General features: G+C 40.4%; 17 protein-coding genes. 2 read left to right on the top strand and 15 right to left on the bottom strand.

What is annotated here, in order from left to right:
* Positions 1 to 26 precede the first annotated feature (26 nt).
* The 13 genes from porN to DR017_RS09785 all read right to left on the bottom strand — a co-directional run bounded on the left by porN (position 27) and on the right by DR017_RS09785 (position 14,436).
* A complete protein-coding gene (gene porN, locus DR017_RS09845; protein WP_002679598.1) occupies positions 27 to 929 on the bottom strand; it encodes a type IX secretion system ring subunit PorN/GldN in 903 nt (300 codons plus the stop codon).
* 10 nt (positions 930 to 939) lie between these two features.
* Positions 940 to 2,505 (bottom strand): type IX secretion system motor protein PorM/GldM, encoded by a 1,566-nt coding sequence (gene porM, locus DR017_RS09840; RefSeq protein ID WP_040361249.1) that lies wholly within the window; start codon positions 2,503 to 2,505, stop codon positions 940 to 942.
* A 36-nt stretch (positions 2,506 to 2,541) separates the two neighbouring features.
* Positions 2,542 to 3,207: a type IX secretion system motor protein PorL/GldL gene (porL, locus tag DR017_RS09835; protein WP_002679774.1), complete on the bottom strand. Its 666-nt coding sequence runs from the start codon at positions 3,205 to 3,207 to the stop codon at positions 2,542 to 2,544.
* Between the two features lie 67 nt (positions 3,208 to 3,274).
* Positions 3,275 to 4,651, bottom strand: coding sequence for a T9SS ring complex lipoprotein PorK/GldK (porK, locus tag DR017_RS09830; protein ID WP_040361252.1), 1,377 nt, complete (start codon positions 4,649 to 4,651; stop codon positions 3,275 to 3,277).
* Between the two features lie 180 nt (positions 4,652 to 4,831).
* Complete coding sequence (locus DR017_RS09825; protein WP_002679692.1) at positions 4,832 to 6,958, bottom strand: prolyl oligopeptidase family serine peptidase; 2,127 nt, start codon at positions 6,956 to 6,958, stop codon at positions 4,832 to 4,834.
* Positions 6,959 to 7,347: 389 nt separating this feature from the next.
* Positions 7,348 to 7,770: a ribose 5-phosphate isomerase B gene (rpiB, locus tag DR017_RS09820; protein WP_002679660.1), complete on the bottom strand. Its 423-nt coding sequence runs from the start codon at positions 7,768 to 7,770 to the stop codon at positions 7,348 to 7,350.
* Between the two features lie 6 nt (positions 7,771 to 7,776).
* On the bottom strand, positions 7,777 to 8,376 hold the full coding sequence (locus tag DR017_RS09815) for a GAG-binding domain-containing protein (protein ID WP_002679590.1): 600 nt from the start codon (positions 8,374 to 8,376) through the stop codon (positions 7,777 to 7,779).
* Between the two features lie 190 nt (positions 8,377 to 8,566).
* The gene (locus DR017_RS09810; RefSeq protein WP_002679757.1) at positions 8,567 to 9,631 is read right to left on the bottom strand and encodes a DUF4434 domain-containing protein; all 1,065 of its coding nucleotides are present in this window, start codon (positions 9,629 to 9,631) and stop codon (positions 8,567 to 8,569) included.
* 324 nt (positions 9,632 to 9,955) lie between these two features.
* Positions 9,956 to 12,235: a TonB-dependent receptor gene (locus DR017_RS09805; RefSeq protein ID WP_002679602.1), complete on the bottom strand. Its 2,280-nt coding sequence runs from the start codon at positions 12,233 to 12,235 to the stop codon at positions 9,956 to 9,958.
* Positions 12,236 to 12,352: 117 nt separating this feature from the next.
* Entirely contained in the window at positions 12,353 to 13,135 is a 783-nt protein-coding gene (locus DR017_RS09800) for a UDP-2,3-diacylglucosamine diphosphatase (protein WP_002679624.1), read from the bottom strand.
* Between the two features lie 128 nt (positions 13,136 to 13,263).
* Positions 13,264 to 13,452, bottom strand: a complete 189-nt coding sequence (locus DR017_RS14520; RefSeq protein WP_370443776.1) for a hypothetical protein — start codon at positions 13,450 to 13,452, stop codon at positions 13,264 to 13,266.
* A gap of 1 nt (position 13,453) precedes the next feature.
* The gene (locus DR017_RS09790) at positions 13,454 to 13,963 is read right to left on the bottom strand and encodes a hypothetical protein (RefSeq protein ID WP_002679803.1); all 510 of its coding nucleotides are present in this window, start codon (positions 13,961 to 13,963) and stop codon (positions 13,454 to 13,456) included.
* 20 nt (positions 13,964 to 13,983) lie between these two features.
* On the bottom strand, positions 13,984 to 14,436 hold the full coding sequence (locus DR017_RS09785) for a 6-pyruvoyl trahydropterin synthase family protein (RefSeq protein ID WP_002679771.1): 453 nt from the start codon (positions 14,434 to 14,436) through the stop codon (positions 13,984 to 13,986).
* A 141-nt stretch (positions 14,437 to 14,577) separates the two neighbouring features.
* Between DR017_RS09785 and DR017_RS09780 the strand changes: the two genes are divergently transcribed.
* Entirely contained in the window at positions 14,578 to 15,750 is a 1,173-nt protein-coding gene (locus DR017_RS09780) for a DUF4595 domain-containing protein (RefSeq protein ID WP_002679621.1), read from the top strand.
* Between the two features lie 319 nt (positions 15,751 to 16,069).
* Positions 16,070 to 17,305: a site-specific integrase gene (locus DR017_RS09775; protein ID WP_002679575.1), complete on the top strand. Its 1,236-nt coding sequence runs from the start codon at positions 16,070 to 16,072 to the stop codon at positions 17,303 to 17,305.
* An 871-nt stretch (positions 17,306 to 18,176) separates the two neighbouring features.
* Here DR017_RS09775 and DR017_RS09765 read toward each other — a convergent pair.
* Positions 18,177 to 19,361 (bottom strand): efflux RND transporter periplasmic adaptor subunit, encoded by a 1,185-nt coding sequence (locus tag DR017_RS09765; protein ID WP_002679644.1) that lies wholly within the window; start codon positions 19,359 to 19,361, stop codon positions 18,177 to 18,179.
* 5 nt (positions 19,362 to 19,366) lie between these two features.
* Positions 19,367 to 23,698, bottom strand: a complete 4,332-nt coding sequence (locus tag DR017_RS09760; RefSeq protein WP_002679784.1) for a CusA/CzcA family heavy metal efflux RND transporter — start codon at positions 23,696 to 23,698, stop codon at positions 19,367 to 19,369.
* Between the last annotated feature and the right edge of the window lie 46 nt (positions 23,699 to 23,744).

Here is a 23,744-nt window from a genome sequence, read left to right as displayed (position 1 = left end):
AAAATACTCTAACTGTGAATTTAAAATTAGTTCGTCCACATATCCTGCTCTCTGTCGCGAATCTTTTCTTTGATTTTATCAGCTTCTAAGAGTTGTAAGAGAGCATTATCGGGTATATAATCCTTGATTTTTCTATCGCCATAGACGTTAGCTTCTTTATAGATTACCGAGCTAAACATACGGGCGTTAAGCAAGTGGTCGAATGACATTGGGCGAGCGTCATTCTTGCGGTTGAAGGTTTTAGCTTCGTGCAGAATGTCACGCACTTGCGGATAGAATACCCAGAACAAAGGTACTAATGCCGACATTGTAGAGTCATCAGAATCGATAAAGTTTACATCGGGAGCTACAGGAGCTAAAGCGAGCAAACGATATTTGAGTTCTCCTTGACGTTTGTCGAAATACCAAATACCTCTGATATGATACTGAGCGATATCGGCAGATTCTAAGTTTCTACGAGTGATGTACTCATCAGGGAGGGCTTCACCAGCGTTGAGCAAGTTGTAACCTTCGTCTAGAGTATCGATTTTAGAAAGAGAAGCCTCGATAGTTTCAGTACTTTTAGTTTGAGTGAAATAAGAATCTACGTATAAATCCTTGATTTTACCATTTTTGATATTTTTCAATAGTACATCGTACAAAGAACGGCGGTAAGCATCTACATCCAAAGTATCAGTAGGGAAAAGGAGGGGGAAGTTCGCGCGTTCGTTAAGGTCGATTACTTCCCAAACTTCTACTGACCAAAGGATATCACGATCGTCTACATACCCATAAGGTAGCGGCTTATCGTTATCCGCTTGTATTTGAGCTTCAGTTTTAACCCCTATTTCAGTAGCTACTTTAGCATTAAGTATATTTATCTGTGCTGAGGAAAGCTGAAATCCAAATACTAGCATCAACAGTACTATAATCTTCTTCAGTTGTAACATAAAAATTTTCTTAGTTTGTTATTTCAATAATGATAGGTGATACAGGAGGCAATTTCAAGCTTGAGTTACCTACGATACTAGCTTTGATATCAAATACTTGTATCTTATCACCACGTTTAGCTCTTGCTACAGCTGCGCGAGCTTGTTCATTAAATTTACCACCTTTTACGATGATACTTGGTTGTCCAGGGATGAATACTTTGAACTCGTTTACTTGAAGTTTCAAATCGAAATCGAAGTCTTCGAGTACAGCCACTACAGGTAATACACCAACGTTTTGTTTAGGCAATTTAGCGTCTCCTATCATACCACCCATACTACCAGAGGCACGTGGGATGTTTTTAATACGGAACAATTTAGAAGAGCTAAAGCGTTGACCATCGATTTCACCACTTACAGTAATGGTTACATCTTTACCTTGACCAGGACGCATTACCCAAGCACTACCAGATCTTGAAAGACCAGCTCCTGAAGCCAGAATTTTGTTGTTAGGCACACCAGGCATAGAGATAGTGATAGGGTTATCAACACCGCGGTATACTACGTTCATCTTATCGGCAGAGATAACAGCAGAGTTAGGTTTAGGGATGGTAGAGAATGATTGAGCTACAGGTACTGCTATACGCTCACCATCTTGATCGAAGTAGAGGTTACCAGTAATTTTGTGTTCACCGGCATTACCTGCACCTACGTTCAATTTCACACGACCATCTTCGATAGTATAATCACTTGGTCCTAATTTTCTACCGTCTAAAGAGAGCTCTACAGAGTTTGGGCGAGTAGAAGCGTCTTTTCTACCTAATACGATAGATCCGTCGAATTTCTCACCTTGGTAGTAAGCACCTTTACCTTGCTCAAGCAAAGTAGTATACTTAGTCATTGATACTTGATCTTTCAATTGACCTTCCAACGCTTTAGAAACGAACTCTTGTTGTACTGATAAGATATCAGATTGCATCATAGAGAATTTTGCTAAAGTAGCGATGTAAGGGAAACCTTCGAAGTTGAAGTTCAACCATTGTACAGTGTTACCATCTCTATCTTTTACTGCATCGGTATTAAAGTTATCTTTAACTTTTCTTGCGATTTCAGCATAAGCTGGGTTATCACCTAACACTTTTAATAGGGCTTCGCGATAGTTTTTGATGTTCTCTACGAATTTTTTACCTTCGGTAGCACCTTCAGCAAAGAATAAATGGTCAGTATAATCAGATTTATCCATCGCTTGGTAATCTTTTTCGTTTACCTTTTTATCGCTTTGTCCGATTGCTTTTTCAAGACCATCTTTGAGACCTTGTATGTAGTTGTACAAATCATCGGAAATGGTTTTAATTTGTTTAGATTGCTCGTTGATTTGAGCAAACTGAGCGGGACTTTCACTTGCTTTGAGCGCTAACTGGTCCATCGCTGAGCTAATTCCCTGAGTATCGCGTCTATTAGATACTTCAAATTTTTGATTTACTAACCCGAACGCATCTAGTACTTGTTTCCCCATATTGAGAGCAATCATTGCGAGGAACACAAGATACATCAGGTTAATCATCTTCTGTCTAGGACTTAATTTTCCACCTGCCATAAGCTATTTTTTTAATAAGTTAATAAATAATTACTCTTATCTTGCACCGCTCATTGCAGATAACATTCCTCCATAGATTGTGTTCAAAGATTTTAGATTATCTTTGAAAGAAAGCATCTGACGATTCAAAGAATCAAGATTTTCGGCAATTCCTGCTTGTGCAGATACTTGTCTTTCGGTTCTTTCTAATTGTAATTTGTAAAGGCTATTGAGAGATTCTAAGTTAGAAGCAGCTTCAGAAAGTTCTTCTCCGTATTTGTGAGTAGCCACCATAGTGTTAGCTACAGGAGCGATTTCTTTACTTGCTTCGGCGAAGTTTTCGATAGATCTACCCAAAGAACGCATTAAGTTAGCATCGATCTTAGCTTCGGCTAAGATGTTGTCTAATTTTTCAGACAAAGACTCTCTGATGAGTTTGTCGTCTTGGCTTTGTTGAGCCATAACACCTTGGCGAGCTACAGGAGCGCCACCTTTAAGTTCTGGATAAACCAAAGACCAGTCCAAATCTTCTTCTTGAGGCTCAAAAGCCGACATAAAGAAGATAACAGCTTCAGTACCCATACCTACTGCTAAAAGGAAACTACCGCTCATACCTAAGATATCTACGTGCAAAATCTTAGCCAAGGCACCAACGATTACGATTGAGGCACCAATACCATAAGCGTATTGAAAAATTGTTTTTGTTACTTTACTTCCTGCCATAATACTTTAATTATTAAATAAATGTTGTTAAATTAGTTTGATTTGTTTTACTTTTTTTATTTGATTATTATCTATAACCTCTTGCGGATTTAGCTTGTTGTTTTTCGCTAACCCCCATAAAGTCTTGAACGGTACGGAATCCGATGTAGCTACGAGCAGAATCTTGATATTCGTAATCACGAGTGTTTACTTGTAGCATAAAGGCAACGTCTTTCCAAGAACCACCGCGTATTACTTTACGACGGTTGCTATCGTCTAGTACGTTAGGGTTCATAGATGACATATACTCGTAAGAGTTAGGGTCGTAAGAGGTGTTAGTCCATTCGGATACGTTACCAGCCATATTATATAGGTTATATCCGTTAGGTTCATAAGATTTAGCTTCTACGGTGTAGAGAGCGTTATCGGAAGCGTAGTCGCCTCGCATAGGTTTAAAGTTCGCAAGGAAGCAAGCTTTATCGTCATAAGTATACGGACCACCCCAAGGATAGGTTGCGCCAGATAGACCACCGCGAGCTGCGTATTCCCATTCAGATTCGATAGGAAGACGGAAAGCGTTTACGGTGTAATCACCTTTAGATTTTTGGTAAGAGTTTTTGTTCAAGGTACGCCATTCGCAGAATGCTTTAGCTTGAATCCAGCTTACCCCTACTACAGGATAGTCGCTATAAGCCTCGTGCCAGAAGTAGTCGTTGTGCATAGGCTCATTATAAGAATAGTTGAAGTCGCGAATCCAAACAGTAGTATCTGGATATACTTTCACGATTTCTTCTTTGATGAAGTCTTTACGGTTACCTCTCTTACGAGCGGCTTTGTCCATATCGAGCCATTGATATTTGAACTCGAATTTTTGAACATCCATAATGCGTTTGCCGTTGTAAGCTTCTTCTTCTGGCAAATACATTTTGTCCATTACCTCAGAGTAATACTCATCTGGGAATTTGTTCACATCCCAAATAAGTGCTACCTTTTTGTTCAGTTTTCTCGCCTTGTCATCACCGTAAGTGTTTTGTAGATACTGCTGCCAAGCGTTCATTTTTTCGGTATTGGCGTCCAAATAGGCGTATTCACCTATTCCGCCACCTCCTTGGCTTTGACCGGTTTGTTCAGCCATATCGGCTAATTGTGTACGGATAATAGAATCGCGTACCCAATTCACAAACTGGCGGTACTCACTATTTGTGATTTCGGTTTCATCCATATAGAATGACCCAACGCTCACAGTTTTGATTGTTGCGTTTAAACTCGCAGTTTTATCATCATCGGAGCTACCCATAATGAAAGAACCACTCGGGATGAGCGTCATACCATAAGGGGCAGGCTGCTTCCAGCTCTTACCTCTTACTCCTACGAGCTCTCCCTTGCCATCGCCACTTCCGCGTTTACAAGCAGACATTGCTAAAAGCACAAGTAGCACTACAATTATTCTTCTTGCCATAAACATTGTTTAAATTCACATTTAATTAGGGCGCAAACGTACGCATATTTTTTTACACACGCAAAAAAAATTCACTATTTATTTCTATAAAATTTAACAATACCTTTACATTTTACACGCTCTAAACGTGTCAAATGTAAAAAAAGATTAAAATAAAAATTTATTTTTTTGTGCATTAGAGTCTTTTTAATTTAACTTTTTTACTCCCATATTCCACAAGGTGAAGGCTTGCAAATCGGCGTTTTGCTCTATGGTTTTGCTCACTGGAGTTCCGGCACCGTGACCTGCATTAGTTTCTATTCTTATTAAAATAGGGTTGTTACCTGTTTGTTTAGCTTGGAGTTCAGCTGCAAACTTAAAACTGTGTGCTGGCACTACCCTATCGTCGTGGTCACCAGTGGTGATGAGGGTTGCAGGGTAACTGACACCTTTTTTTACATTGTGCAAAGGTGAATATCCTTTTAGGTATTCGAACATTTCTTTACTATCATCGGCAGTACCATAATCGTAAGCCCAGCCAGCACCCGCAGTGAAGGTGTGGTAACGCAACATATCAAGCACGCCTACTGCTGGTAAGGCTACCTTAAATAGTTCGGGGCGTTGTAACATTGTAGCTCCTATGAGCAATCCACCGTTAGAACCTCCTTTGATAGCAAGGTATTCAGGTGAGGTGTATTTTTGATTTATAAGATATTCGGCAGCTGCTATAAAATCGTCGAACACGTTTTGCTTTTGCATTTTGGTGCCGGCATCGTGCCACTGTTTGCCATATTCGCCTCCTCCGCGCAAATTGGGTACTGCATACACACCTCCAAGTTCCATCCATACGGCATTGGCAACACTGAAAGTAGGCATTAAACTCACATTGAATCCTCCGTAACCATATAATAAGGTGGGGTTCTTACCATTGAGTTTGATTCCTTTTTTATAGGTGATCATCATTGGTACTTTGGTACCGTCTTTAGAATTGTAGAACACTTGTTTGGATTCGTAGTTGTTGGCATCGAAAGCTATAGCGGGTTTCCAATAGAGCTCGGTAGCCCCTGTAGCTAAGTCCATTTTGTATATTTGAGCTGGATAGGCGTAATTAGTGAAAGTGAAATAGGTGTGAGTTTCTTGTTTTTTGGCGTGGAAACCAGTGGCTGTACCTATGCTGGGGAGTTTCACATCGCGTACTAACTCACCTTTATAGTTATATTGTTTTATCTGCGAAAGGGCATCGACCATATAGTGGGCAAAGAAATAGTTCCCTGTAGCGCTGATACTGAGTACATTTTTAGTTTCGGGGATGACATCTTGCCAATATTCGGGTTGTGGTTTGGCAACCTCAGCTTTCACCAATCGACCGTTAGGGGCATTCAAATTGGTTTCAAAGAAAAGAGTTGTACCGTCGTTGTCAATAAATTGGGTATCGGCGTCTAAACTATTGGTGATGGTTACTAAAGGAGCTTTAGGGTTTTTAAGGTCTTTTAAGAAGAGTTTGTTACCCGAAGTGTTTACTGCAGCTGAAATAAACAAATAATGAGCATCTAAAGAAACAGCTCCTGAGACATAGCGGTATTTTTCGGCAGGGGTACCACCAAAGATGAGTTGGTCGTTCTTTTGAGGTGTGCCAAGTTTGTGGTAGTAGAGTTTATGCTGGTCGGTTTTAGCTGATAACTCACTGCCTTTGGGTTTATCATAACTGGAGTAGAAGAAACCTTCGTTGCCTTTCCAAGCAATGGAACTGAACTTGATATCTATTAAGGTGTCGCCTATTACTTCTTTGGTTTTAGCATTGAGGACGATGCCTTTGCGCCAGTCGCTGCCACCTTCGGAGATGAGATAGGCTACCAAAGAGCCGTCTTCAGAGAAGGCTACTTCGCCTAAAGAGGTGGTGCCATCTTTTGAGAAGGTATTGGGGTCTAAGAAAACTTCTTCTTTACCGTCTTTATCTTTACGATAGAGCACAGACTGGTTTTGCAATCCGTTGTTCTTATAATAATAGGTGTAGTCGCCTTCGGTAAAGGGTGCGCCTATTTTTTCGTAGTTCCAAAGTTTTTCGAGTTTTTCTTTGATGGCTTGTCGGTAAGGGATTTTGGATAGATAGCCAAAGGTGAAGTTGTTTTGTTGTTTTACCCACTCAGCAGTTTCGGCAGAGCGGTCGTCTTCGAGCCAACGGTAGGGGTCGGCGATTTGAGTGCCGAAATAGGTATCTACCGTGTTGTCCATACGAGTTTGAGGGTAATTCATTTTCTCGCTGTTAGCGTTGTTAGGGGTTTGATTGCAGGCTACTAATAGGAGTAGGGCTGCAGGGAATAGTTTGTGGATCATATCATTAAATTATTTTGGGCAAAGTTATTAAATAGTTTTCTATTGAGCAAATATTGTTAGTAATGATTTAGGAGTTTTTGGAGAATCTTGGAAAATCTCTGAGAATCTCGGAGGTGGGAGGGTATTTGTAAATAAGGGCGTTTGCAAAATGCCCCTACACAACATACTCTAAAAGTGAATGATTATCTGGGTAATCAACTAATAATTTAGGAGTTTTTGGGAGAATCTTGGAAAATCTCGGAGGGGGGAGGGGGTGTAAATAGTTTTTTGGGGGCGTTTGCAAAACGCCCCTACATAATGTGATCTAAAAGTGATTGATTATTTAGGAGATCAACTAATAATCAACTTTGGCAAAGTTTAAGGACTTTGCCAAAGTGTGTGATGTGATTTTAAATTTTATTTACACGGCGTTCGTGTCGACCGCCTTCAAATGGGGTGATTAAGAATGTATTGGCGATTTCTACTGCTTGCTCAATGGCGGTGAAGCGGGCGGGAATGCTGAGTACATTGGCATCGTTATGGGCGCGAGCAAGGGCTGAAATTTCTTTTGTCCAACATACAGCGCAACGTACGTGTGGGTGCTTGTTGGCAGTCATTGCGATGCCGTTGCCACTGCCGCAAATCACAATACCGAGGTCGGCTTTGCCTTCTTCTAAGGCTTGGGCTACCGCGTGACCAAAATCGGGGTAGTCTACGCTTTCGGGGGTATCTGTTCCGAAGTTGAGGACTTCAATATTTTTGCTTTTTAAAAAGGCTGTGATAGCGTTCTTGTAATCCACACCAGCGTGGTCATTTCCTATAGCTATTGTCATTTTATATTATGATTTTAGTTTGTTTACTATATTGATGATTTTGTTGTAGTTCGCTACAATTTCTTCATTGGTTGATTTTATAAAGTGCTCATTCCCTTCTTGGGTTGTATATAGACCATCAAAAGTAGCTTTGATAAGGTTTTCTATTTCGGTATTGGTAGGGTATTGCTTGCGATATACCTCAGCTTGACGCGCCATTAGTTCTATGTGAGCATAGACTATTCCATATTGGTATAAATCTTCGTAGGTTTTTTTAGCTAAAGCTACATCGATATTGCTCTTTTTATTGTTATAATTCTGGAGAAGTTCATTTGAGATTCTCTTTCCTTCTGTCCAAGCGTAATCTTGCCTAGCATATTTGTATTTATCCTTAGGATACTGAGGTAATTTATCGACCGCAGCGAGCAAGATGTTGTACTCGGCAACAGTTTGATCGACAAGCACTTTATAGGCACTTACATCGTTCACATCGGTTTTGTAATAGGCGATATTCTCCTTGTGAGGAATATCTTTTTTTGTGTTTTCGGGGGTGCTATCGTCTTTCTTACACCCTGTGGCAAAGGATATTGCCAATGCAATTACTGTAAAAATAAAATAATGTTTCATATAAAGTTATTTAATGTGAGTTCGATGTAAGTAATTATTTAACAATCAGCAAAGTATTTTAAATTTCCCACGAATTTCACGAATTTTCACGAATTTGGAAATGCATAAAACTCTTTACTTTATATAATCTCACGAATTTTCACCTGACGGTGAATTATCTTGTGAATATATTGTTTTATATTGCTGTAAATCAATTTTCTATTATATTGAACTGACGTTCTTTGATGTAGTTTTTATAGGCTTCTCTCAGGGTATCGGCTTTAGCCTTGTGCGGGCTCTTAGTGCTCATATCATCAAAATAGTGAAAAGATACTATTTTGCTGACTTTGGGGATAGAAAGGGCTGTTTCCAATTGTTGCTTTACTCTATCGAAAGTGGCAGGATGAAAAGGATACTCACCATTAGGCGATGCAAAAGTTTCTAAATCACTCCAAAATACACCTTTATAGTTTTTGTTTTCTTCAAAGAGTCCGCGTTGTGCAGCCTCATAATAGCTTGCAAGTCGGTTGAGGGTTACGTGTTGTGCGCCCACGCCATCTTGTAACATTACAATTTGCAGGTTGCTTTTAGACAGTTCTGCCATAAAGTGTTGCAGCTGCTCGGGTGTGGAGAGTGAGCTATTCCAAAAGGCAGCGATAGACACGGGTTTGTTGTTCAATTGGTGCAAACGGTTGGAAATGCGATCTACAAAATGCTCTCTAAAAAGGCGTACTTTCTCATCGGTATTATAAGCATTAGGCTCAGGCTCGTGCGGGATATACCAACCTTTGAAAGCAGTGTGTGTGCCAAATTGTGCTTGTATTTCTTCGGCTATGGCAATACAATGATTGGCTTGTGTTTGTAGCCACGCCACATCGGTTTGGTGATACCAATAAGTATCGTCAAAATGCAAACCTATATGTACCTCTATCCCCTTTCGCTGAGCTGAAGCCAACACACGTTCAAGGGTGTGTTTGCTTTTGTTATTGGTAAAAGTATTTGCCGAATTGAACCAAGTGATATCGTTAGAAGGATTTTTGAATGCAGTATATTGCACAATAAGGGTATTCATCCCTACATCTTTGATTTCGGTAAGAAACTCATCCCATTGTGCTTCACTCCAATCATCTTTACCAAAGAGTTGCAAAAAAGTACCTGTAAGGATTTTTGGGGTTGTTTGCTGAGGATATTCACAACCTTTTTCTTCGTTATTCTCTTTTTTACAAGCTATAAGGCAGGAAGTGCAGAGCAGGATAAAGAGTAAAATCTTTTTCATAAGTGTTATTTTTGGGCAAAATTATAAAATAATAAGTAGCTGCGCAAATTTGCCATAGAAATAGCATAAATATTTATTTAACAATCAGCGAAATATTTTAAATCTCCCACTAATTACACGAATTTACACGAAATAAGGACTGCAAAAAACTCTTTACTTTATCTCACAAATTTTCACCTGACGGTGAATATTTTTGTAAATGAATTGTGATAGAGTGCTGTAAATCAACATTCTTTTATATTGGCTATATCGAACTCACGTTAAATAAAAAGCTGTTCAACAAAAATGTTGAACAGCTTTTTATATTTTATTTACCAAAGGGTTTTAGAATTGATAGCCTACACCTCCTAATACGCTAATAGTAGCTGCTGGCATAATACCTCCCCAAGCACTGTGGCGGGTAGTGAAGTATTTGCGGTTGAGCAAGTTCAAGGCATTGAGGTTGAAATTCCATTGTTTATAACTGTAATTGGCAGTTGCATTGAGCAAGAAAAATTTAGGTATCAAACCTATATTGCCATTAGCTGAACCTACTTCAGTATTTTTAATATCAGAAAATTGTGAGCTTACAAAGTTGCCATATACATTGGTAGTGAGTGTTCCTTCGCCTATAGCACATTGGTATTTAGCCCCTGCAGTAGCGGTGTAGCGCGGTGCATAAGGCACGCGGTTGCCTTTGTACATACCATATTCTATAGTTGCTCTTTGGATAGCACCATTACCATAGAGTTTTAATCCTTCTACTGGATAAATAGCACCACTTACTTCTATCCCACGATGTAGGGCTTTTCCTCCGTTGTTCAATAAGCCGCTTTCACGGAATATTTTATGGTTGAAGTCTAATATATAGGCTGCTAATTCTATTTCTAACCATTGTGTAGGCTGGGTACGGAAGCCTATTTCGTAGTTATTAGAAGTTTCGGCATCAAGGTCGCCATTGGTTTCAAAAGCCAATCGTATTTGAGGCATTTTGTAACCTTTAGAATAAGTAGCATAAGCGCGGTAGTTTTCAGAGAATTTATAGAATAACCCCAATGAATAGATGAAAGCATCTTCATTGCGATTATCCCAATTGTTACGGAAGTAATCTTCTTTGTCGTAATTTACAAAAGTATAGCGCAACCCAGGGTTGATATTAAGTTTATCGGTGATGTGAAACTCGTCAAACACATAGCCTTCTACTACAGCTACGGTATTAGCGGAATTGGCAGTAGTCTTGCCTGCTTTTTTACCCATTTCGTCGCCTGCTACCGATACTTCGTGAGTAATATCAGTATGTAGGCGGATACCTGCTAAGAGTTTGTTTTCTTTGCCGAATAGGGTATTGGTACGCTCGTAGTCGGAGAATAAGCCTACTGTAGGGATATCGCGCAAGGCAGAGGTGAATTTACGCTTGGTAGGGTCGGCATTGCGGTTGTCGAGCCACCAGTCTCTTTTTAGGTAACTACCATATATAGAAGTAGTAAGGCTATTTGTTTCATCAAAACTGCGTTTGTATGAGATAGCGGTACTAAAGCGTCTTGCCTCAAAAAAGTCGTGTGGATTTACAGATTGCTCAGGGTCTTGCTCCCATTGTGCTTGACTGAGTCCTCCAGGAGTATCGGAATATTCAGTAAAACCATTGAGGAAGAAGCGCCATTCGTTTTTCTCGCCTACTTTTGCTGTTACATTGGCAGTAAGGTCGTTTACATTATAGCGACTGCGCGATTTTCTGAAGCCATCACCTTGTCGGCGGTGGAAGCCAGCATAGTAATTCATATTTCCTTCATTGGTATTACCTACTGTTTCAATACCTATGTTCAAAGCGTTGTGATTGCCGTATTGCAAGTTGATGCCAGTGTAAGGACGAGCAGCACCTTTTTTGGTGATGATATTCACTACCCCACCTATACTACCACTTCCGTAGAGCGCTGGTGAAGCACCTTTTATCACTTCCACACTTTCGATAGCGCCTACGGGCATCATATAGTAACCTCCCATATCGGAATAGCTTTGCCCGATAGGTATTTTACCATCGATTACTACCAGAGTATTGCTATTCCGGTTGGGCTCCATACCGCGTAATCCAATACCAGGGCGCAATCCGCGACCGTCTTCGTCTATATAGTTTACTCCTGGCATAAAGCGCACTGCATCGCCTACTGCGGGAATAGCCAATTCTTTTATTTGTGAAGCTGAAATAACATTTACGGTACCTGCAAAGTCTTTAATTTGCCGTTTGATACCAGTAGAAGTAACGGTTACCTCTTTGAGTTCTTGTGTAGAGACTTTCATCTGTACGGTAATAGATGAACGTCCGTTTAGAGCAATTTCTTGAGTTTGATATCCTAAGAAGCGGAATACGAGTACGGCGTTTTCATCGGCTTGAAGAGAGAAACGTCCGTTTTCATCGGTAACGACCCCGCGATGGGTATCTTTTACTACTACGCTCACTCCTAGCATTGGAGAGCCATCGGCATCGAGCACCTGCCCTTCTACTTCTATCTCTTCCTGCTGATATTGCTCAGTATAGAGAGTTTTAGCAATTGAAGTTTTTGCTTCTGTTGCAGAGTTTGCTATCATACTTAATAGCAAACTGCCCAAAAATAGTGATTTGTTTTTCATAAAAACATTTTTATTTATTTACTTTTTGGGCACAAAAATAGAAACTTTCTAAATAATTGCAAATTATTATGTAGATTTTTTTTAAATAATATTTCTAATACCTTTATTTTATTAGCTTTAGCAAGTACTCTTATCGGTAAATTCCTTTATTTCCAATCCTGTTTTGGGGTCAAAAACTGCATAGGTAAAGTAGTGAATCCAGTCGCCGGTGTTGATATAGGTACTCCCCTCCCCTATCCTAATGTTCATTGGCAGGTGGCGGTGACCAAAGAGAAAATAGTCGTAATGCTGGGTCTCGAGTTTGCGTTTGCAATACTGCACCAACCATTCATTGTCTTCTCCCAAGAAATGTACATCTTCAGCCCCTGAGATGAGTTTGTTTTTCACTGAGAGGTATTGCGCCAATCGCACGCCTATATCGGGATGTAGCCAGCGGAAGAGCCATTTGCAAAACGGATTGGTAAAGACTTTTTTCATCCGCTTGTAGCCTTTATCACCGGGACCTAAGCCATCGCCGTGCCCTATCAAAAAACGTTTGCCTGCACATTCTACTTCTAATGGACGGCGATATACAGGGATTCCTAATTCGGTTTCGAAATAATCGTCCATCCACAAATCGTGGTTGCCTACGAAAAAGTAGATAGGAATACCACTGTCACGTAGTTCCGCGAGTTTGCCCAAAGTGCGCACAAAGCCTTTGGGGACAACTGTTTTGTACTCAAACCAAAAGTCGAAAAGGTCGCCGAGGAGAAATATGGCTCCTGCATCGGCTTTGATTGTATTGAGCCATTGCACAAATTTAGCTTCGCGGGGTTTGCTTTCGGCAGCAGTGGGCGCTCCGAGGTGATTATCGGAGGCGAAGTATATCTTTTTATCTTTGGGTAATTCTATAGATAACATTGGTTCTTTAATTTATCATCTATACAAAAAGTCGATTTTGTATAAATGAAGAATATGATATGGAAAAAAATGGCGTTTTTTTTCCACATTACTAGTAACGTGGCAAAAAATGGCGTTTTTTTTCCACGTTATACTTTTTCTCTTTGGAGTACTTTTATCAAATTTTCGTTGATATAATAGTTTGACTTCCCTACTTTCAACTTACTAAGTAGCCCTATTTCAGCAATCGTATCTAAATAGTTTTGTGCAGTGCGTTTAGTTACATCTAAATCTATTGCTAAAGTATATGGGTTTTTAAAGAGGTTATATCGCCATATCTTAATGATTCATCAGTTCGGAGAGATCTTTTTGTAGGAACTCGGTATCAACATAAACTTCCTTGGGGTTTTGTGGGTTGTAATACACATTGATATAGCCTTGCACATTCAGCTTTACTTGTGCCACACTAGCATCTATATCGGCAACAGTAGTTTGATATACTTTTACAGGAGAGCTACTTTTGTCGTAACATCTTATATAACTGAGTTTCATTTTTTCTTCTCCTAACTGTAATTTATTAAATAACATTGCTTCTGTAAAAAGCATTGTTTCCTCAAGATCGCTTTTCATACGATTATTTTCTACTGCATGTAAATCGAAGGTAGTATTTTCATTCATCACATCGCAATGGTCAGCATTAATACACACCTTTTGCCAATTGTTCCGAATATAGTCCAGAGTATTCTCCTTTAATGAATTTTGTGCAAATGAATTGTGCAAACGCTTTATGATGTTCCTTTTGTAAAACAAAAGAATAATGAGTACTATAATTAATAGTATAAGTCCCATAATATATTCTTTTTATGTTATTAATACGCACTATTATCTGATGCAAACCATTCGGCATAGGAACTTTCGGTTTCGCAAAGGCGTATAGAAAAGAGTGTTACTCCAGCGGGCAGTTGGTAGGCAATACGCTGAGCAAAGTCGGTTACGAGGTTTTCGCTGGTAGGCTGATAAGGCACGGTAATGATACGATGCCCCTTGGCGCGGAGTTCGTCGGCTAAGGCTTTGTGAGGAGAGAGTTCGTTGAATACCATTGCGTGGTCAAAAGCATCGATAATTTGCTCCTGCACGATGCGTTTGAGGTCACCAAAATCGATAACCATACCATTTTTCACGTTATGAGGATTGTTGATAGGTTCGCCTATCACAGTTACGTAGAGTTTATAGCTGTGTCCGTGCAGGTTTTTGCATTTGCCATCGTAGCCAAAGAGCGCGTGTCCTGCTTCGAAGTCGAATTTTTTAGTAATGCGAATCATAATAATTGACAATTAACAATGACTCATTAACAATTAACAATTGATAATGAATCATTATTTTGGTGCAAATGTAGTGAATAATTAGAGAATTAGCAAAATTATTCGTACATTTGCCCCATATTCATATAAAAATCAATTCCAATGAAAAAAATTTTATTCAGTATCGCAGCAATAGCAATGCTTGTAGGCTGTGGCAGTAAAGACGATGATACTCCTCCTAATGGCGGTAATGGCAATGGCGGTAATGGTACTACTACCCCTACCACTCAAAACAACTATTTACCTGCTAAAAAAGTAAAGGAGATTGTTTCTAACTTTATTGAAGTTAAAAATGGTAATGACCCAGCTCCGTCTATTTCAAGTGTTTTACAACCTACTCTCAATAGACAAGAGTTTGTATTGAAAATGGTTCGTTTTCTGTATGAGTATGACAATCAAGGGAGAATCAAAAAGATTACTACCAAAGAAGAGGGAGAGAATGATATCGTAAAAACATTTGATTATAAGGCTACCTCTGTGAAAATTACAGTACCTAACGAAGATACAGGGGTTATAGAAACCGTAGAATGGGGGCTTAATGCAGCAGGGAATGTATTGGCTTTAGGGACATACGACAGCAAACAACGTTTAGCAAATGTTAACGATGTAGGTGTTTTTGAGTGGACCAATGACAATTTGACCAAAATCATTGAGAAGAAAAATAGAAATGGTAAAGTCATTACTTATGGGAGTAAGCTTAGCTACGGCAATGAGTTGAACAAAAATAAGTTTTTGATGTACAACTTTGAAGGGGATGCTGTGAGTAGCTATATGCAGTATTTTAATTTTCAAATAGGTTGGATACAGGGGGTAGCTCCTAAGAACTTGCTAAAACAAGTGGTTTTAACAAAAGAGGAAGCTCCGTTAAATTATATCTGTAACTATACTTATACGTTTGATGCCGATGGTTTTGTAAAGACTATTAACGAAAGCCGAAATGCAAGAGCTGGTTGGGGTACTGGTTTTGGTAGTTATGCTCACGACGAGTATTTAGAGGAATTAGAAACGCTTATTACTAACATTCAAAATGGTACTGAGAAAAGCAGAAAGTATCGATTGGTAAGTGATAAAGACGATGAAAAAGTGTTTGATATTATTATCCCTATAAAAGTAGAGAAAGATAAGAACGGTAAAACTATCAACTTAACAGTGAATAAAGTAGCTCGCCACACTTTCAAATTTAAAACTGAAAATGGAAAACAAGTGTTAGATAGAGTTGATATTAGCGTAGATTATAACAGTGATATGACTACTACTTATCAGTTGAATTACTAATATTTCTAATACACAAATAATAAAAAAGCGACTCGAAAATGAGTCGCTTTTTTGTTGCAAAATTACGAATAAAAAGCAAAACTACAAAAAATAATGTAATTAGCTCATACAAAGAGGATTAATTTTTTGACAGGAAGATAAGAGAAGACAGAGTCTTAGATGATTTGGACAGGTTTTTTCAAAATTAGGTTTCTAAATCGTTACCTAATACATTGAAAAATATTTTTTATTAATAGGTTATATTTCAGTGTTTTACACCTTTTTTCATATTGTACAGTAACTTGATAAAAAGTACTTTCGCAAATTAAAAAATTAGAGTATGAAAAAAGTAAAACGCTCAACCTTTAAGGTATTGTTTTGCCTTAAAAAGAATGCCCCAAAGAAGAACGGTAAGGTTGCTATTATGGGGCGTATTACCATTGACAATCAGGTAGCTCAGTTTAGTACCAAACTTGAAATCCTTCCACAGAAATGGGATTTGAAATACGGCAGAGTAACAGGTAAAACAGAGGAAGCTACCCAACTCAATCGCAAGCTGGAAGAAATTCGTTCACGTATCATTACTCATTATGAGGAGCTGATGAAGTACGAGGGAGTGGTTACTGCTCAGAAGCTAAAAGCTACTTTCCTAGGCATAGGAGTAATGGAAGATTCCTTACTAAAAGTCTATGAGAAGTTCAAAGAGGACTTTGCTTTGATGGTAGAAAAAGGTGTTAGAAGTTATAGTACACTCAACAAATACGAGAATGTATATACTCATTTGAGCGAGTTTATCCAGTACAAATACCGCAGAAGCGATATTTCTTTCAAAGAGCTTACAGAAGACTTTATCAATGATTTTGACTTTTACCTTAAAATTAATAAAAGTCTTACTCACAACACAATATGGGTTTATATGATGCCCCTTTGTAAAATGGTAGAAATAGCTATAGATAAGGGTATCATCTATCGCAATCCTTTTAAGAATTATATAAGTTCTATGGAGGAGAAAGACAGAGGCTATTTGCTTAGAGAGGAAGTAGAAACTCTTTTACAATATCACCCTAAGAGTGCTTCTGCTGAATTAGTACGAGACCTATTTGTTTTTAGTTGCTTTACAGGTTTTTCGTATATTGATATCAAGCAGCTCAAGAAAAGTCACTTACAATCGTTCTTTGACGGCAACAAATGGCTTATCAAACGCCGTCAGAAATCTGATGTGCCCTGTAATGTACGTCTGTTGGATATAGCCGAGAAAATTATTGAAAAATATGAAGGTACGACTCGTACAGAGGCATTGTTTCCTACACCCTCCAACACTAATTGCAATCTCTTAATCAGAAAGATGATGAAAGATTGTAACATCATTCGTGAAAAACCCATTTCATTTCACTGGGCACGCCATACCTTTGGTACTCTGTTCTTAACAGAAGGGGTTCCCTTGGAAAGTGTTAGCAAGATGATGGGACATAAGAATATCAAAACTACCCAGATTTATGCTAAAATCACCAATGAGAAAATCAGCAAGGATATGGAAATTGCTGCCGAACGATTAAAGAATTTAAAGATAGGATAGCTTCTCAGTGTCTTTTAAAAATTAGAAATCCATTGATAATATTTCAAAAAGAGATGTGTCAATGGATTTTTTTGTTGCCTTACAAAAAGCTATCTCACAAAGATAAGAGTGTTATTAAGACTTACCTATTTTCCCTGTTTTAAACACTTAAGGCACGTAATGGCGGTTCGTTGTTCGAGTGCAAAGGTATTTCTGTGTTCTTAACGCTTCTTGCAATGTCAAGCCCGATGGGTTTTCAAAAAATCTCCAGCCCTTGTCCGTTGTCCTGCGGGTAGTATTTTTTTTGAAAAACCTTGTAGAAGCTAAACACAGACCTTTTATGGCACTCGAAACGAAACCAGCTCATTCCGACCTTTAAGCGAATAAAAAAATGTCAAATATGAGAAAAATGCCGCTTCTTACAGATTGTTTTTTGAAACGAATACCGCTTTTCCTCCCATTGTCGAATAAAAATTTCAAACTATGTAGCTACCTAATTACGTTTTTACCTTCGTACATACTTGCTTGCTTTGATGCGTGAATGCAAAGTAATGTACAAATATACATATAGCTTTACATAGAATTGTAAATAACTCTGTAAGTAAGTGATTAAATATATTGCTAATATGCCCTAAATCACTTTATGAGCTTGTAGTATTTATCTTCTTTTCTTATGGTTAATTAAAATTTGACCTTTAGGGAGAATCTTCTGTTCACCGGAACAGAGCAAGTTGTGTTTTGAGGCACGCATTAGGCGTGTAGGCACCTCAAAACCACTTGCCCTTGCAGGGAGCTTAAAACACACTCCGAAGTCGTGGTTTTTTACTTTTATATTTTTATTGTATTTCTAATGTAATAAAATTTTAATAATATATCCGATACATTACCAATTCTAATCACTATCTTTTCCAGCATTTACTAAGGTTGCGTTGATAAAGAATGCTCCTTTGGTGGCAATAGTCTGTTCGGGGGCTATAGGTTTTACAGGGGCAATGGCAGTATACCCACTTTCGGAAGCTCCTTTTACTACCTCCACTTTCTCAAAAGAGGTTTCTTTATCCGAAGTTTGGGTTACCAGAAAAATGTAGGATTTACCAGCATCCTCTACGATAGCCTCGTTAGGTACAGCAGGGATCGTTTGTTTGTCAAGACTGATAACCCCTGTTACATTCATTCCATTGATGAGCCCTTGTTTGTCACCCTCTACGTGGCAATGTACAATGATGCTTTTGCTTTCGTTTTCAAACGAAGCCGCAATGTTATACACTTGGGCATCATATTCGCGAGAGGTGTTATTGGTAGGGTTGAAGTGCACTTGTTGTCCTACCTTAATGTAAGGCAAGTCACGCTCATACACTTGCAAGTGCAGGTGTAGCGAACTGTTGTCGATGATTTCCACAATAGGGGTGGAGGCATCTATATAAGCCCCTTTGTTAGTATATACCGCACTGATATTCCCACTAATAGGAGCCACTATCGCCAAAGTAGATTGCATTCCCTTATCGGTGAGTGTTTGAGGGTTTAAGCCCATTAGGCGTATTTGTTCTTCAAGCGAAGCTTTTTCGGTACGGAGAGTGCGTAGCTGAGTAGTAGCGGCTTGTAGGTTCTTACCAGTACCAGCATTCCCTTCATAGAGGGTTTGCTGACGGTCAAGTTCTTGTTTAGCAAGTTCTATCTGACCATTAACGGTGAGCAAGCGCTGTTGTTGTTGCAAGAATTCTGGGTTAGAAACAGTAGCGATTACTTGCCCTTTTTGCACATAACTGCCTATCTCTACCTTTACGCTCTTGATAATCCCCGCATATACAGTCGATACCTTCGCCTGATGGTCGGCAGGCACGCTCAGTATTCCATTGGCTTTGAGGGTAGCGGCAAGAGCTTTTTCTTCTATATGTCCCAAACGAATATCTACAGTTTGGATTTGAGCTTGGGTAAGGGTGGTGAGGTTGCCTCCTTCTTCGTGGTGTTCTTCGCGCTCTTCGAGCTTTTGATTATTGGTAGTTGTAGGAGTGCCATTGCAGGCTGATAGACTAATTCCTATAAGGATAAAAGCGATTTTTATACCATATTTTTTCATTTGTTTTACTGGTTTAAAAGGGATTGTATTTCTATTACTTTTTGATTAAGCGCCTCGATACTCTCAAGGTATGCCAAGCGGGTATCTACGGCTGTCTGTAGGGTGTAAAGGTACTCCACATAGCTTATTTCACCTGCGCTATACCCTAACTGATTGGCTCGGATAATGCGCTCGGCTTCAGGTAGCGCTTCTTGTTTGTAAAACTGATATTTTTGCAAATTCAGTTGGTATTCCTCTTGCAGATTTATCCATTGAGTTTTAAGCTGTTTTTCTGTTTGTTGAGCTGCTTCTATAGCTGCTTCTTTCTGATATTTATAAGCTTTCACCTTGGCACGGGTAGCGGTAAAAATAGGAACTGAAAGCCCTATGGTGGCAAAGTGAAAACGTTTACTTCTATCAGTATAGGTCTCTACCCCTCCAATGGTTTGCATTCCTATAAGAGACTGATTGGTATAGCCCAATGTAAGGTCGGGCAGGGCTTGGGCACGCTCTAGACATTTGTTGTACTCAGCTATGTTTGCTTCTTGATAGCTAAGTTGTACCAAAGGGTGCTGAGAGAGTTGTACATCCGAAGGCTCACTGAGTAACAAAGGCTCATACACGGGCGACTTGGTAATGGTAAATGCTTCTTCTGTTTGCATTAACGTACGCAAGTTGCGATAGGTAGCTTGTTGTATAGTTTTGTTCTGTTGAAGTAACAAACTTATTTCTCCTTTCTTCACTTGGGCAGTGTTAATATCTATCTTCTTGGTATCCCCTGCTTTATAGCGTACTTCAGCAATGCGAATAAAATTATTGTAGAGACTATCAAGCTGCAAGAGCTGTTCCTCTTTAAAAGTCAAATATTGCAATTGCTGATATGCGTTGCGCACTTGCCGCTTCAGTTCATTCTGCTGAAGGGCTAATTGCCCTTGTTGTAATTGTGTCTCTGCTTGATAGAGCTTTTTGCGAGCAGCAAATACTGTAGGCAAAGGAATAGATTGTGATACACCTACTGAAAGGTCTTTTTCAGCACTGCTGTACTGCCCGTATTGCCCTGTAAAGTCTGTTTTAGCCAATTCAAAAGAGGTTCGCTCTTTAGCACTTGCTCCTTGTAGCTTGAGTTGTGCTGCCTTAATCACTCCATTGTTCTTAAGGGCTATTTGCTCTATTTCTTGTAGCGAGTAAGACTGCTGAGCGTGTAGCGCTATAGGACTGATAAGCAATAGGGCTATCGTGAGTACTTTAGCTGAAGGACGGCGCCAAGAAAAGGTACTATTGAAAGCGATGTAAAGCAACGGAAGCACGAAGAGGGTGAGGAAGGTAGCCGATACTAACCCCCCAATAACCACTGTAGCTAAGGGGCGTTGTACTTCTGCTCCTGCTCCTTGACTGAGTGCCATAGGTAGGAAACCTAAGCTCGCCACCATAGCCGTCATTAGCACAGGGCGTAAACGCATTTCGGTACCCGTAATCACGCGATGCAAAAGGTTGGTCATTCCTTCTTTTTTCAGCTGGTTGAAAGTGCCAATAAGCACTATACCGTTGAGCACTGCTACCCCAAAGAGCGCGATAAAACCAATACCCGCACTAATACTAAAAGGCATTCCCCGAAGAAGCAAGGCAAATACGCCCCCAATGGCACTCATCGGGATAGCGCTAAAGATGAGCAATGATTGTTTTATAGAGTGGAAAGCAAGGTATAACAAGAAAAATATTAAAAGTAGGGCTACAGGCACGGCTATGAGCAGTCGGTCGGTGGCTTGTTGTAGGTTCTCAAACTGACCGCCATAGGTAAAGTAATAGCCCGTAGGGAGCTTTACGCCCTTTAATTTTTGTTCTATATCACTCACCACACTCTGCACATCGCGCCCTTGCACGTTGAAGCCAATGACGATACGGCGCTTGCCTGCTTCACGGCTTACTTGTGCGGGGCCTAATTCATATTTGATAGTGGCCAATTGGCTCATCGGCACCTGCCCATTTTCGGTAGCTACCATCATATGCTGTACATCGTCAATTCCGGTACGATGGAGGCTATCGAGGCGTACCACAAGGTCGAACCTTCGTTCGTTCTCGAAGACAACCCCAGCCTTCTTACCAGCAAAGGCGGTACTGAGTACCTCATTGACCTCTTGCACCGAAAGTCCGTAGTTGGCCAAGCGTACCCGATCGTAAGTAACATTGATTTGCGGAAGTCCGCTTACTTTTTCGACCTGTGGGGCGGTAGCACCTTCTGTTTTCTGGATAAGTTGGCTTACTCTTTGGGCGTAGTGGGCGAGGGTATCCATGTTTTCTCCAAAGATTTTTATCGTTACATCCTGTCTGACACCTGTCATCAATTCGTTGAAATGCATTTGTATAGGCTGGCTTTTCTCAAAGAAGACCCCAGGAATATCCTTGAGCCGCTCAATGATGGCATCTCCTAATTCCTCATAGGAGCGACCACTTTTCCATTGGTCTTGGCTCTTGAGTACGATCACAATATCGGAGGCTTCCAGCGGCATAGGGTCGGTAGGTATTTCGGCAGAACCTGTTTTGCCTATCACCATTTTCACCTCGTCGAACTCACGAATCAGGCGAGAGGCCTGCATGGAAGTCTCCAAGCTCTGCTTCAGGGAAGTGCCCGGTGGCAGAATACATTCAAAAACAAAATCGCCTTCTTGTAGTTGTGGAATAAACTCACCTCCCATACGGCTGAAAATGCCTACCGCAAGAACGAACAGTACCACGGTACTGCCTATTATCCATCCCCTAAGGCGGATAGAACGGACAAAGAGCGGTTGGTAGTGACGGTAGAGCCAGCTTATCATTCGCTCGGCAAAACTGCGCTTGTCACTTACTGTTTTAGGTAGGAGCAAAGCGCTCATGGCAGGGATATAAGTCAGGGAAAGGATCAGGGCACCCAAAATAGCAAAGACGACGGTTTGTGCCATAGGGCGGAACATCTTGCCCTCTACTCCTACCAAGGTAAGAATGGGAATATACACCATCAGGATGATAATCTCTCCGAAGGCGGCACTACTGCGTATTTTGGAAGCGGAATGGAATACCTCCTCATCCATTTGTGTTTGGGTAAGTCGTTGGTGGTTCTTTCGGATCGCCAAGTGGTGCATCACTGCTTCTACCACGATAACCGATCCATCTACGATAATTCCGAAATCTATCGCTCCCAAGCTCATCAGGTTGGCACTTACTCCAAAGAGGTTCATCATTCCTAAGGCAAAGAGCAAGGAGAGCGGAATGGCCGTGGCAACAATCAGTCCGGCACGCAGGTTCCCTAAGAAAAGTACTAAGATGAAGATGACAATCAGCGCCCCCTCTAAGAGGTTTTTCTCTACTGTATGGATGGCGCGTTGTACCAAGTCCGTGCGGTCTAAGAATGGCTCTATCACTACATCTTCAGGTAGGGATTGCTGTATGGTGGGCAGTTTTTCTTTGATACGACTGACTACCTCGTGGCTGTTTTCGCCCTTGAGCATCATCACTACCCCACCTACGGCATCCACCTCGCCATTATAGCTAAGGGCACCATAGCGGAGGGCACTGCCCAAGCGTACCTCGGCTACATGCTTGATAAAGAGGGGAGGGGTGTGCTTGCCTACGGCTATATTGCCTATGTCTTCAAGGGAGCGAGCCATGCCTATTCCTCGGATAAAGTAGGCATTGGGGCGCTTGTCGATATAGGCACCTCCTGTATTTTGGTTGTTCTGCTCCAAAGCAGTGAAAATATCACTGACACTCACCCCCATGGCACGGAGGCGATCGGGGTCTATAACCACCTCATACTGTTTGAGTTCGCCTCCAAAGCTGTTGATTTCGGCTATTCCTTTGGTACCATAGAGTTGGCGAGCCACGATCCAGTCCTGCATGGTGCGGAGGTCTTTGGCGGAATATTTGTTTTTGCTCTGTTCCGTAGGGCGAATGATATACTGATATACCTCCCCCAGTCCGGTACTCACGGGTGAGAGTTCGGGCGAGCCTATGCCTTGAGGGATTTGCTCCTGTGCCTCCTTGAGCTTTTCATTGACTAGCTGGCGGGCAAAGTAGATGTCCATATCCTCGCTAAAGACGGCTGTGATGACCGAGAGGCCAAAGCGGGAAATACTGCGTGTTTCCTCCAGCCCAGGAATATTGGCGATGGCTTGCTCAATAGGGAAAGTAACCAGTTGCTCTACCTCTTGTGAGGCCAAAGTAGGGGTAGAGGTGATGATTTGTACTTGGTTGTTAGTAATATCTGGAACGGCATCAATGGGGAGCCTTGTAGCACTCCATACGCCCCAAAAAATAAGCATAAGGGTCATGAATCCTACAAATAGCTTATTTTTGATGCTAAATAGTATGATTTTGTCTAACATTTCTAATAAGAATTAATGATTAGTTAATGACTAATGATGGGTGAGA

Origin of the sequence: Capnocytophaga sputigena, assembly GCF_900446695.1 — a bacterium.
GTDB classification, from domain to species: Bacteria; Bacteroidota; Bacteroidia; order Flavobacteriales; family Flavobacteriaceae; genus Capnocytophaga; species Capnocytophaga sputigena.
The sequence above is the reverse complement of the archived record's forward strand: the minus strand, read 5'-3'. Positions and strand labels throughout refer to the sequence as shown.